The sequence below is a fragment of the Runella sp. R0.1_18 genome (assembly GCF_057652155.1).
Window position 1 is genome coordinate 290,917 of record NZ_JBYFCK010000001.1, and the last position, 12,753, is coordinate 303,669.

11 protein-coding genes are annotated in these 12,753 nt (G+C 43.8%); 2 read left to right on the plus strand and 9 right to left on the minus strand.

Going from position 1 to position 12,753, the window contains the following annotated elements; translation table 11 throughout:
- Positions 1-3: 3 nt before the first annotated feature.
- Positions 4-1,713, plus strand: a complete 1,710-nt coding sequence (locus AC23P2_RS01220; RefSeq protein ID WP_487771499.1) for an alpha/beta hydrolase — start codon at positions 4-6, stop codon at positions 1,711-1,713.
- Between the two features lie 45 nt (positions 1,714-1,758).
- The gene (gene msrB / locus AC23P2_RS01225; RefSeq protein ID WP_487771500.1) at positions 1,759-2,262 is read left to right on the plus strand and encodes a peptide-methionine (R)-S-oxide reductase MsrB; all 504 of its coding nucleotides are present in this window, start codon (positions 1,759-1,761) and stop codon (positions 2,260-2,262) included.
- Between the two features lie 4 nt (positions 2,263-2,266).
- Here the strand turns inward: msrB and AC23P2_RS01230 are convergent, their stop codons facing one another.
- From AC23P2_RS01230 to AC23P2_RS01270, 9 genes are all read right to left on the minus strand, one after another.
- A complete protein-coding gene (locus AC23P2_RS01230) occupies positions 2,267-2,707 on the minus strand; it encodes a PIN domain-containing protein (RefSeq protein ID WP_487771501.1) in 441 nt (146 codons plus the stop codon).
- Entirely contained in the window at positions 2,704-2,937 is a 234-nt protein-coding gene (locus tag AC23P2_RS01235) for a hypothetical protein (protein WP_487771502.1), read from the minus strand. The genes AC23P2_RS01230 and AC23P2_RS01235 overlap by 4 nt, the downstream gene beginning before the upstream one ends.
- A 145-nt stretch (positions 2,938-3,082) precedes the next feature.
- The gene (locus AC23P2_RS01240; protein WP_487771503.1) at positions 3,083-6,541 is read right to left on the minus strand and encodes an efflux RND transporter permease subunit; all 3,459 of its coding nucleotides are present in this window, start codon (positions 6,539-6,541) and stop codon (positions 3,083-3,085) included.
- Between the two features lie 87 nt (positions 6,542-6,628).
- Positions 6,629-7,816, minus strand: coding sequence for an efflux RND transporter periplasmic adaptor subunit (locus AC23P2_RS01245; RefSeq protein WP_487771504.1), 1,188 nt, complete (start codon positions 7,814-7,816; stop codon positions 6,629-6,631).
- Positions 7,817-7,833: 17 nt separating this feature from the next.
- Entirely contained in the window at positions 7,834-9,189 is a 1,356-nt protein-coding gene (locus AC23P2_RS01250; RefSeq protein ID WP_487771505.1) for a TolC family protein, read from the minus strand.
- Between the two features lie 50 nt (positions 9,190-9,239).
- Positions 9,240-9,890, minus strand: a complete 651-nt coding sequence (locus AC23P2_RS01255) for a TetR/AcrR family transcriptional regulator (RefSeq protein ID WP_487771506.1) — start codon at positions 9,888-9,890, stop codon at positions 9,240-9,242.
- Between the two features lie 403 nt (positions 9,891-10,293).
- On the minus strand, positions 10,294-10,764 hold the full coding sequence (locus tag AC23P2_RS01260) for a MarR family winged helix-turn-helix transcriptional regulator (RefSeq protein WP_487771507.1): 471 nt from the start codon (positions 10,762-10,764) through the stop codon (positions 10,294-10,296).
- Between the two features lie 78 nt (positions 10,765-10,842).
- Positions 10,843-11,541 carry a DUF2306 domain-containing protein gene (locus AC23P2_RS01265; protein ID WP_487771508.1) on the minus strand — a complete coding sequence of 233 codons (699 nt, stop codon included), beginning with the start codon at positions 11,539-11,541 and terminating at the stop codon, positions 10,843-10,845.
- Between the two features lie 123 nt (positions 11,542-11,664).
- Complete coding sequence (locus AC23P2_RS01270; protein ID WP_487771509.1) at positions 11,665-12,747, minus strand: aminotransferase class I/II-fold pyridoxal phosphate-dependent enzyme; 1,083 nt, start codon at positions 12,745-12,747, stop codon at positions 11,665-11,667.
- Positions 12,748-12,753 lie beyond the last annotated feature (6 nt).

Consider the following 12,753-nt stretch of genomic DNA (forward strand, 5'->3'; position numbering starts at 1 on the left):
CTTATGAGAACCGTACCTTTATTTCTACTACTTTTCTGTGCTTACGTTACCGTAGCTCAAACGCAGTTTTCGGTCAGTTTTCCCAAATCAAAGGGAAGTACTTTCGACGGGCGCTTGATGCTTTTTCTGGCCAAAGACAACAAATCTGAGCCACGTTTTCAGGTGAGTGACGAGGCCAACTCCCAACAGCTTTTTGGACAAAACGTGGATGCTTGGCAAGCCGACAAGCCTGCTTTGGTAAGCGCCACTGCTTATGGCTATCCTGTCAAATCACTCAAAGATTTTCCTGCTGGAGAATATTGGGTACAAGCGCTTTTGCACAAATATGAAACGTTTAAACTTAAAACGGGTCATACCGTAAAACTGCCGATGGACCGAGGCGAAGGCCAAAATTATCGCACAGCGCCAGGCAACTTGTTTTCAAAGCCCTTCAAAATCAAGTACGACCCCAAGGCTAAACAAGTCGTAAAAATTGTACTTGACCAAGAAAATCCGCTTCTGCCTGAACCCAAAGACACGAAGTACATCAAACACATCAAAATTCAGAGCAAACTATTGACTGAGTTTTGGGGACGCCCGATGTACTTAGGTGCCCACGTACTTTTGCCCCACGGCTTTGATGAACACCCCGAAGCAAAATACCCCATTTGTATCAACCACGGCCACTTCCCCGCTGACTTTGATGGCTTCAAAGAAACACCTCCCCCAGCCGACATGGACACGACCGATTACATCGCTCGTTTTGGGATATATGGGTACAAAAAATTCGTTTGGCAAGAAGCCTACAATTTTTACAAACAATGGACAAGCAAGGATTTTCCGCGAATGCTCATCGTTGAAATCCAGCACGCGACCCCTTACTATGACGATTCGTACGCCGTAAACTCGGCCAATATGGGTCCATACGGGGATGCCATCATGTACGAGCTGATTCCCGAAATTGAGAAACAATTCAGAGGCATTGGACAAGGTTGGGCGCGTTTTCTCTACGGCGGCAGCACGGGAGGCTGGGAGGCTCTTGCGGCCCAAGTGTTTTATCCTGATGAGTTTAATGGCTGTTTTGCGGCTTGCCCCGACCCCATTACGTTTGAAGCCTATACCGTTGTTAATATTTACAAAGACGAAAACGCCTACTTTTTGCCTGGCGACTTCAAGAAAACGGCACGCCCAGGGATGCGCAACTACCTCGGTCAAGTCAAGTGCACCATCGAAGAAATCAATCAACGTGAACTGGCTATTGGCGATAACTCACGTTCGGGCGACCAATGGGATATTTGGCAGGCAACTTACTCGCCAATGGGTGAAAATGGGTATCCAAAGCCCATCTGGGACAAAGAAACGGGTAAAATCGACCATAGCGTAGCTAAATATTGGTCAGAAAACTATGATTTGATGCACATCCTCAAACGTCGGTGGGCTACGGTTGGTAAAAAACTAGAAGGAAAAATCCACATCTACTGCGGCGACATGGACAATTATTACCTCAACAACGCGGTCTATTTGATGGAAGATTTCTTAAAAACGACCAAGAATCCACATTATAATGGCGAAGTAAAATACGGCGACCGCTTTGAACACTGCTGGAACGGCGACCCCAACGTACCCAACTACGTATCGCGGCTTCGTTATAATACCATGTACATTCCGAAAATCCTGAAGCGTATTGAAGCAGGCGCACCCGCAGGAGCAGATTTGAAGAGTTGGCGATATTAATCAAACATCTACAAACTACCGAATCTCTAACATTTCCTAAATCGTATGAAACTACTTTGGGGAGGATTAGTAGGCTTACTGATTGTGTCTAGCTGTCAGCGAGCCAGCAAAGTACCCAAACACAACCCCTATTTTTCGTTGACGGACACCTCAGAAGTACGGGTACCAAACAGTGTTTGGGAAGAAGTTCTGGACGACGGCGTTTATACTGTCACGCGGGAAGGTTCTACCGAAGCTCCTTTTACCAACGAATACCATGATTTTAAAGGGGAAGGAGATTATCACTGCGCCGCCTGTGGCAATTTGCTTTTTCATTCGACCAAAAAATACGATAGCGGTACGGGTTGGCCCAGTTTTTGGCAACCTGCTACGCCCAGTTGTCTTTTGTTCAAACGTGATTTTTCGGAGCGAGAAGAACGCATTGAAGTACGGTGTCGGCGGTGCAATGGGCATTTAGGCCACCTTTTTTACGATGGCCCCGCGCCTACTAGGCAGCGTTATTGTATGAATTCGTTGGCGCTGAAGTTTGTAGCAAATACAACGAAGTGATAGGTTATACCTTTCCCGTATTATTTTTTTCATCTAAGAATTCTGAAAGAAGAACAACGTTTACAAAGCCTCTTTGGCGTAACCCCAAAACAAGTTCTGTGTCTTTTGTAAGTAGAGGATATCCAAACTCTAGTGAAAGAGCTACATAAACAGTATCTTTTTCATCAATCTCTTTACAAAGCATAAATGCCTGATAATAACTTTGAGTTGAGATTAAAAAATTAGGAACAACTATCAACTTTTCAAATAAGTGCAGGGTATAATCGCGAAGCTGTTGGCCTGCCATTGGTGATTTTGCTGTAATTAATTCTTGGTAAATCTGAATCTCAGTTAGGGCAAAATCAGGCAAATAAAACTTATTTTCAGCTACAACATGCAGATATTGATCACGTCCGCTGATGAGACAACTGAAAATAACATTAGCATCTGTAATAAACTGATTCAAGGTTGAAAAAGGTTAGTATTTTCAACCTTGAATTTTTCCCAAGCCTTCTGTCTCGCTTTTTCAACAACTGTATCAGCATCAATACCTATTTCTTGCAAATGTTGTTGATGTACTTCCGCCAAAAGGCGCATTTCTTCCCATTCCATTTCACGTTGCACGCGTTCCTGTAATGCTTTTACACCATACCGAGTCACCAGTGCTTCACTTACTTTAATCTGAATAGTGGTCATAGTATTGCTATAATTCTGTTATCGAAAGTAGGTTTATTTGTGGAAATATCAAAAGCTCCTCAAATTTTTATGTACTATCCACAAAAAAAGCCGCTCCAGTGGAACGGCTTTTTTCTTAACAAGCTTCTCTAAACCTTCAAAATAATTAATGTTCTACTTCTTCTTCCACGTGGTGGCCGTTGCCGTTTGAGGTACCGTTATTGAAAACATAAACCGCTTCATCGGCTGGCTTTTTGCCCAAACGGTATTTCAAACGCTCCACAATCCAGTACATGGTTGGAACTACAATCAACGTAAGTGTAGTACTGAACAACAAACCGTAGATAATGGTATAAGCCAATGGCCCCCAGAACAAGGCACTGAAACCACCGATAAAAATTTGTGGATTGAACTCGGTGAACAACGTCACGAAGTTGATGTTCATCCCCAATGCCAACGGAATCAAGCCCAAAATACAAGCTGAGGCCGTCAATAATACGGGCGTCAAACGAGCGGCACCCGCTTCAATCAACGCTTGGCGTGTAGGGTAGCCACGGGTTTTTAATTCGTCCGTAAATTCAATCAACAAGATACCGTTCTTGATTACAATCCCTGCCAAGGCAAAGATACCTACTCCCGTCATGATGATTGACATGGTTTTGCCCGTAATCATAAACCCAAGAAACACCCCAATCAAGCTAAACAATACGGTAAAGAAAATAATAATTGGCTTGCTGGTGGAGTTAAACTGCGTCACCAAAATCAAGAAGATCAACAAGATAGCTCCTAAAAAGGCTACCCCTAAAAACTGCATTGATTTCATTTGTTCTTCTTGCTCTCCACCTAAACGAATCGTATAGCCTTGTGGAAGGTCTAGGCCGTCCACCACTTCTTGCACTTGTACGTTTACTTCGTTGGCGTTGAACCCACCAAGCACATCCGACGATAACGTCACTACGCGCTCTTGGTCTTTGCGGTTGATACCACTGTAGGTAGTTGCATAACGAATGTTGGTCAATGTACTCAAAGGAACCTGACGCAGCACACCACCAAGGTTCATATCGCGATAGACCACGTTCATGCTCAACAATTTCTCAATCTGGTTGCGGTCTCCTTCTTTCAAACGCACCATGATGGGATAATCATCCTTGTCATCACGGAACTTAGACACTTCCGTTCCGAACAACGCTCCACGAATTTGCAACGCAATCTGCGCCGTACTGATACCTTCACGAGCTGCTTGCTCGCGGTTGATGTCAATCACAATTTCAGGTTTGTTCAACACCAAATCCGATTTCAATTCTTCAATACCCTGAATACCCGATTTGATGATAGCCGACTTTACTTTAGCCGTCACATCCACAAGTTGGCCGAAGTCTTCACCCGCAATCTCAATCGTTACTGGCTTACCTGTTGGCGGCCCGTTACTTTCTGGCTCTGCTGTTACTTGTGCCCCAGGAATACCTTTTACTTTTTCACGAACTTTTGCCAAAATATCAGCCGTAGAAACGCCGTGGTGAATACGCTCTTCTACACTTTTAAAGGCCACTGTGATTTTTCCCTTGTGAGGCACAACGGTCCGATCGGGGTTAAAAGGATCCCCAGCGTTGATACCAATGTTCGTAATCACCGAGGCTACCACTGGACTATTTTTCCCGATAACGCTATACACCCGGTCTTCCAATTGCTTCATTACCTCGTTGGTTTTAGAAGCATCCGTTCCTTGGGGCATCACGCAATACACATACACAAAATCAGGGTCACCACTTGGGAAGAATACCGATTTTGGAGGGAAAGCCCCCATCAAAACAAACGTGCCAATCAAGATTCCAATAACCCCCGCAAATACGCCGTAAGGGCGGCGACCCGTAATTACCCACGCAATCACTTTACGGTAGCCGTTTTTGAGACGTGGAAACACGTTTTCTTGGAAAGGAACAATGATTTTTGGTGTCAGAATGTAATGGTTAAATACATATAGAATGGCAATGAATAAAAGTAAATTACCAATTCCAAAGTTGATCAAATATCCTACTGCCGCGAGTCCTAGCAATACAAATAGTGGAGTACGAATCGACTTGAATGATTTGTCCTCATTGGCATGTTCTTCGACACGTTTTAGTGATGACGCGGCAAAAACAGGGTTCATTACGTAAGCCACAAACAACGACGCAAACAAGGTAATAATCAGCGTCAATGGCAAGAATTTCATAAATTCACCCACAATACCTGGCCAAAACAGCAATGGCAAAAACGGCGCGATGGTCGTCAGGGTACCCGACAATACTGGGATAAATACCTCACCAGCCGCATACGAAATGGCTTCAGTACGGGTAAGTTTTTTGTCGTCGTTATATACGCGGTGGGCGTTTTCAATCACCACAATCGCGTCGTCCACCACAATCCCGAGTCCCAATAAAAACGCAAAGAGTACAATTGTGTTAAGCGTAAACGTAATACCCGTTGCCGAAGCAATGACGGGGAACAGCACAAACGCTACCAAAGTGGACAAAGGCACTGAAAGTCCCACAAAAATCGCATCCTGAACCCCCATAAAGAACATCAATACCAATACCACGAAAATAAAGCCCAAGATAACAGTGTTGAGTAGGTCATTCAACTCTACTTTGGTACGCTCTGAGCTATCGTTGGTCAAACTTACTTTCAAGCCATCTGGAAACTTGGTTTCCTCGTATTTTTTCAAAATCGCCTTAATTTCGTCCGCTGCCGAAATAAGGTTTTCGCCTCCACGTTTGATGACGTTAAGCGTAATTACCGTCTTACCATCCAGGCTAGCGTAGCTTTGTTTTTCGGCAAACCCGTCTTTTACCTCCGCCAGTTCGGCCAAACGAAGCGTAGCACCCGTTGAAGAGCGAACAATGATGTTCTCCAATTGACGCACATCTTTGAACTCCCCTACTACGCGCAAGTTGCGACGTACGTTGTCCACGTTAAGTTCACCACCCGATACGTTGATGTTCTCGCCCTGAATCGCGTTTTGGATTTCGTAAAACGATACCCCCGCAGCCTGCATTTTGTACAAGTCGAGGTTGATTTGGATTTCGCGGTCAAGCGCACCTACGATGTCCACCCGCGTAATTTCTGGCAACGACTCGATTTCGTCTTTGAGTTGTTCGGCATAATCCTTCAACTTTTTCAACGAGTAATTCCCCGCCAAGTTGATGTTCATAATCGGAAACTCCGAGAAGTTAACCTCCTGCACCGAAGGGTCTTGTTTGCGGTCAGACGGAAGGTCCACCAACGCTTTGTCCACCGCATCCGCTACGCGCTGCTTGGCTTCTTGCGCCTTGATTCCCGTCGAAAACTCTACCGTAATCAGAGAGAAGTCTTGAATCGAGTTCGACTTAATTTTTGTTACCCCACTCGCCGCTTTGATTTGCTTTTCGATGGGTTTGGTAATAACAGTTTCAATATCCGAGGGGCTCGCGCCAGGATAAATCGTCGATACAATAACCGTCGGAACGGCAATTTCGGGAAACTGTTCTTTGGGCATCGTGAAATACACGAACAAACCCGCTAGTGAAATTATAGCTGTAAAAAGATAGACGGTGGTTTTATTTTCTAAGCACCAACGCGTCACTTTGAAGTCTTTTAGGGTTGTCATAACCTTACGGTTTAGGTTAATCGTTGTCAATTAATTGGTTACCAACATCAGTACGGTTAACCATTAACGAATAACAATTAACAGTTTTTAGAAACTGATTGCCTGACCATCGACCAAGTCTTGATAGCCGTCTGTGATGATTAAATCGCCTGCTTGGAGTCCTTCCAAAATTTCGACGTCACCGTTGTAAGCTACCCCCATTTTCACCTTACGCCCTTTGGCTACTTTTTTGTTGCCTTCGGTAGTGGCTACATATACCAGATCTCCAAATTCAGTACTCTGAATATAGTTCTGCTTGATTACCAACACGTTCGACTTGTTGATATCCGCGATATTCAACACCGAGAGCATATTTGGCTTAATGTCTGCACTAGTCGGAATCGCTACTTCGATCTTGAAAGTACGGTTGGCAGGATTCACCAACTTGCTAATAAACGTAATTCGAGCGTTGATTTCACGGTTCAAATCAGGCAAAACTACCTTTACAGCGTCTCCCATTTTGACATGGCTGATATACACATCAGGTACGTTGGCAGTCGCTTTGAGACTTCCCAAGTTCACGATGCTTGCCAACGGCATTCCTGGGGCAGCTATTTCACCCGTTTTGGCCATCACACGTTCCACTGCGCCACTGATAGGGGCATAAACGTTGTACAAATCCACTTGTGTTTCGAGAACGGTCAAGTTTTTCTCCAAGGCTTCTTTGTTGTTCTTGGCTTGCAAATACTGTATTTCGGTACCGATTTTTTGATCCCAAAGCCCTTTTTGCTTTTCAAAAACGGTATTCGCCAATTCCATCTGTTGTTTTAAAGCCGCGATTTGGTCGCGCAAAATAGCGTTGTCTATTTTAGCCAACAACTGACCCGCTTTCACCGTTTGCCCTTCTTTTACGTAAACCGTGGTATAAGTACCCGCCATACGAGGCGTAGCTGTTGCCGTATTTTTGGTTTCAACCGTTCCTTGAATTTCGATAAAGCTTCTGAAACTACGCGCTTGAAGCGCTTCTGTAATCACAGGAAATACTTTTTCAGCCGCTTTCATGCTTGGGTCAGCTGCCTTGATTTCGGCATCCAACTTGGCAATTTTTTCGGTCAATGTCTTTGACTCCGCTTTCAATTTGGCAAGTTCTTCTTTTTTACCTGCCAACGAATTATCGGTTTTTCCACCACCACAGGCAGTTACAAAAACCGAGAGGAACATCACCGCTACACCCGCGCGAAGCCCTGTTTTGAAAGGAGTTTTTTTATTGGTAGTATATGTTGTCAACGTACTCATAATAAAGTTTTTAAAGATTAGAAGGATAATTTTCCTTTTGCTTTGTCGAGGTCGATTTTGGCAAGTAGCAAATCATACAACGAAGCGAAATAGTTGGTTTGAGCTTCTTTCAAGGCCGACTCGGCGTTGATTACTTCAATGTTTGACCCAGTCCCTGATTGGTATTTGATTTTGGAAACCCGCACCACTTCTTGGGCTAAATCCAAGTTACGTTTTTGGCTCTTCAAGGTTTCGAGGCCATTGATAATGGTAATGTTGGCGCTACGAATTTGTAAATCTATTGATTGCTCAACCAAGCTCAGGCTTTGTTTTACCTTATCCACCGTAAACTTAGCTTGCTGGATTTTGTACTTCTTCGCAAATCCATCAAAGACAGGGATATTGACGCTTATACCAATGTTAGAGTTATTAAACCAAGGGGAAGTAAAGAGTTCCGAAAACTTGTTACGACCAGTGTTGTATCCATAACCCGCAAACGCCGCTACTGTAGGATAATAGCCTCGCTTATTGTTCTCTACATCCATTTCTGATAAAAGCAAGTTGCTTTTGAGAATGGAGTAGTCAATGCGTTGGTCGTAGCTAAAGGAAGCACTGTTTTCAGCTTTGACATCCGCTTCGATGCGAGCCACTTCATTTTCGTTGATACGGTCGGTCAGTACGATAGCTTCGTCGAGTTTCATACCCATCTGAAACTTTAGCATGTAATAACTCAAGTCCACTAGGTTTTGCACTTTTGAGCGTTCCGTTTTTAGGTTGTTGAGTGATACTTCTAAACGATCAACATCCAACTTTTCTACAAAACCTTTTTGGTTCATGGCGCTCATCTCACGGGTGAGGCTGTCCAAACGCTGAATATTCAAGTCCAAAAGTTTGGCTCTTTCTTCCGCTACTAACACACTGTAATAGGCTTTCGAGACATTTTCCGCTACTTGAATCTTTGATTGCGTTACGTTTTTAACCGCCAACTCACGATACGCCTGCGCTGCTTTTAGACCAAGCAACCACTGGGCATTAAAAATGATTTGGTTCAATTGTGCAGCTGCAGTACCCGAGTATTTTACACCAAAAGGAATCGCAACTGGAGGATCATCAGGTGAACCACCAACAAAGGCCGCTGGTAAAATCGCCTTTTGAATGATTAGGTTGTCTAAAATGTTGACGGAAGCACTCACTTGTGGCAAACCCACTGAACGAATCTCACCGATACGAGATTCGGCGCTTTGTGCATCAGTTTGGGTATTTTTGACATTGATGTTGTGCGTTAGTCCGTACTGAATGGCTTCCTGAAGTGAATAACGCGTTTGGCTGTACGTCGGAAAGAGTGGTAGCATGAGCAGTACCAGCCATTTCCATTGCTGTCGAAATTGTGGCATATAGAATAGTTATTGATTATAAAATTGTGGGGTTATTAAAAAATGAGCTGTTAATAGGTATTCTTTTGGCTAAAAAATGCCATGGTGGATATAGGCGTTGAAAGCTGTTTTGTTAAGTATTTCTCATACAGATTTAGTCCTTCAAAAGTCACGATGCCGCGCAAAAAGTGATCGAGCAGTTCCAATTGAGTATCCAATGGGTTAAACTGTCCCAGTGGAAAGAGGTACGGATCTAAGCCCATTTCGATTTGTTCGAGTCTCAAACGCGACAGTATGTCTGCGTTAATAGTAGAGCGATATAATCCCAATTCAACCCCCTTTAAGAGGTTTTTTTTGACCATTTCCAATACAAATTCCTTTTTGTATTTTGAGAACAAATCCCACGCTTGCGGATAGTATCGCTTGATATCGAAAATAGCCGTTGGGTTCATCCCTGCCATCGTTTGGCGCATCATCTCGGAGGTCATTACCACCTCGGCAATTGGATCGGGGGCTTCATTTTGCAGTTGTTCCGCTATCGTGCGGTCACAGGCAAAATGGTGCTCAACTCCTGCATACACCATTGCGTTTTTATCTTCAAAGTGCTGATAAATGGTTTTTTTAGAAATGCCCAATTCTCTTGCGATGTCGTCCATCGTTACGCTTTTTACCCCGTACCGAAAAAACAATTCTTGGGCTTTATCTAAGATTCTTTCTCTCACTCTTACTGTACTTAGTTTTTCACTTTTTTAATACGAAACTTTGGAAACTCAATGAAAGTTCAAAGTTTCCAAAGTTTTTTTAAAATTTTCATGGCTGTATTTCTGGGCTCTAAGTAGCTAGTAAGTTGATTATTATCTATAATACAAAATAAAAGGACGCTAGTGACAACCCTATGTCAGTAGGGTTAACTTTTTTTTATGAAATTTTGGGGTGATACACAAAAAAGAAATTTTGTACTTTTTAAATAATAAATTTAACCATATCTATTTTTCAAAAATTGGATGATGTCCTGAAAAATCAACCGCTACAAAAGTAAAAACCCACTTTACGGTAGTGTACAAAAACTACGTAAAGTGGGTAAAAACAGGGACGAAAGGGAAGAAAACAAGGATAAACCTGCGTTTACAATTCTTCGTTTAGGAGATTTTCCGCCTTGAGCTTGTTATTTTCTTCTTCAACCAACCGATTGATTTCTTTAATTACATCAAAAAACACAACCAACTTGTCCAAAGGAATTTGATCACGCAACATCGTATTAAACGAGATAACTCCTTCGCGGGCTTGTTCGCGTTTGCGCTTGCCCACATCGGTCAAAAACACTTTCACAAACCGCTTATCCGTTTCGTCGGTCTCCCGACGTATCCAACCGCGTTCTTCGAGCGCTTTTAGTGTTCGGGTCAGACTTCGGGGTTCCATCCCAATCGACGGCCCAATCTTGGTAGCAGGCGTCCCGTGATCGAGGTCTATATTTAGCAGCACATATCCAATGGCCATCGTCATGTCGTAGCGACGAGACGCATAGGTATTGTACATTCTCGAAATGGCGTGCCAAGCCCATTTAATATGAAAATCCACCGTTTTTTCCTTGCGCATTGCCTATTGTGAGTTGGTATCAGTTTAGGCAAATATAGAAGTTAATCTTTAACGTAGTAGGCTTGCATACTATTTTTATTATACTGCCAAACGAAATTTAGTAGCGTACTTACGAACGGCACGGCCAATAAATAACCCACCAATCAGACCTGGCATAATCCAAGTTGCAATATAGACTGCTTGAGGCGCTTCGGGAAAAATATAGCGAATATTGACCAATGCAAACGCGGTAAACGTAGCAATGTACGACCCACCCATTCGTTCAATGTGAATAAAAAACCATTCTTTGGCACCGTACTTTGCTTTTTCGGGAGCAAGGTACTTTCGAATATCGTACAACGCATTGGTACCGCTAAAAAAACCAAATGCTAAAAATAATATACTCATCGATGAAAAGTGCCCCGTTTGAAACAAGCGCTGCACAAAATACAACCCATAGGCCATCATTATCAATGACGCCGCTCCCATGACCGACGAAATCGCCCAATCATACCACCGAACGGGCTCACTTCCACGTTGTTGCAAGGCTCTTTTTCCTGTAAAACACATGTAAAAGCTAAAAACAGCAATGCCTGTCAAAAACAAGCGTCCATCTGTAAAAGGGCTTACTAAAACCAAACCCACCGAAGAAAACGCCACAATCACCATTGACCAATAATACACTAATCCAGTTCGGTTATGCAGGGTATTACCTTTTTTGGACAACATCGGAACAATGCCCACGCCAAGTGCTAAAAAACCAAAAGCAATGTGTGTGATAAGGAAAAAAGTTTTCATGGCCTGACTGGTTATTGGTTGATTGATGAACCAAAACTCGTACAAAATCAGGCACAAGGGTAGCAAAACACGACGAAGCGTCGCATCTTGAGCGTGAAGTGTCATCCCAAAAGAATGAAGAAATTAGCGTTTCGTCTCCGCAAACGCCCGACAAGCTTTTACTAAGGTTTCAATGTCTTCGTCGGTATGCCAAGCGCTCAATACAATGCGGGTATTGGCCCTGTCGGTTGGCTTGGGATAAGCAAAACTATACACAAAAATACCCCGCTGAAGCAAAAACGGGTACAACTCGTCGTAGGGAGTATAAAACACTGGAAATAACCCGTTGGAAGCATTAAAAAGTCCTATAGAAGCAAGTTGCTCAGCGCAGTGATAGACGTTTTTGCGCAAACGTTGGTAGGCATCTGCATAGAGGTCGGTGGCGTGTAAATACGCGTACAGGTGATCGGGAGCGATGGGGGAACAACCACCAAAATAAGCCGTCGAACGAATTTTTTGCAGCGTAATTTTGTCCGAAAAAATGACCCCGCCAGGCAACCCCATCGCTTTGGCCAAAGACGCCGTAACGATGACCCGAACGTGGGGTAACGACGGAATTTGCCCCCAAATACCCTTCCCCTCTTCACCAATCACCCCTAATCCGTGCGAATCGTCAACGAGCAAGACCCATTCTCGGTCTTGCGGAAGGCGTGTTATCCAATCAAACGCATATAATTTCCCGCGTAAAGCATCCACGGAATTAGTGACTAAGCATACCTTAGCAGTATCCTGAAAAGACGATGATTTCACTAAGCTTTCTACCCAATCCTCAAAACTCACCGCTGGAATCGACACCTGAGGTACATGCCACACCGCAGGGTGTACATCGGGTGAATACACAAACTCATACCCATCCAATATCAGCTGCCGAATCGCTGCCTGTCCTGCCAGCATTCCCGACGATAACGTCAAGGCTGCCTCAGCGCCTGTCCAAGCAGCCAATTTGACTTCAGCGTGTTCGTAGATACCCAACTGAAGATTACCATTGCGAGAACTTCCATACACGCTACCGTATTCGCGCAATCCTTCTTGAATCAGTGTTTGAAAAGTAGGATGCTGCGGCAAACCTAAGTACGCCGTACCGCTAAAAAAGAGGTACATTTTTCCCTCAAGCTCAATCGTCCGATTAGGCAGATGGGTGATTTGGTGATAACTAGCAGAATTCAAAACAAA

Bases quoted from the DNA above. Each gene is read 5' to 3' on its own strand.
- AC23P2_RS01220 (WP_487771499.1), top strand. From the start codon at position 4: ATGAGAACCGTACCTTTATTTCTACTACTTTTCTGTGCTTACGTTACC.
- msrB (WP_487771500.1), top strand. From the start codon at position 1,759: ATGAAACTACTTTGGGGAGGATTAGTAGGCTTACTGATTGTGTCTAGC.
- AC23P2_RS01235 (WP_487771502.1), bottom strand. From the start codon at position 2,937: ATGACCACTATTCAGATTAAAGTAAGTGAAGCACTGGTGACTCGGTAT.
- AC23P2_RS01240 (WP_487771503.1), bottom strand. From the start codon at position 6,541: ATGACAACCCTAAAAGACTTCAAAGTGACGCGTTGGTGCTTAGAAAAT.
- AC23P2_RS01245 (WP_487771504.1), bottom strand. From the start codon at position 7,816: ATGAGTACGTTGACAACATATACTACCAATAAAAAAACTCCTTTCAAA.
- AC23P2_RS01250 (WP_487771505.1), bottom strand. From the start codon at position 9,189: ATGCCACAATTTCGACAGCAATGGAAATGGCTGGTACTGCTCATGCTA.
- AC23P2_RS01260 (WP_487771507.1), bottom strand. From the start codon at position 10,764: ATGCGCAAGGAAAAAACGGTGGATTTTCATATTAAATGGGCTTGGCAC.
- AC23P2_RS01265 (WP_487771508.1), bottom strand. From the start codon at position 11,541: ATGAAAACTTTTTTCCTTATCACACACATTGCTTTTGGTTTTTTAGCA.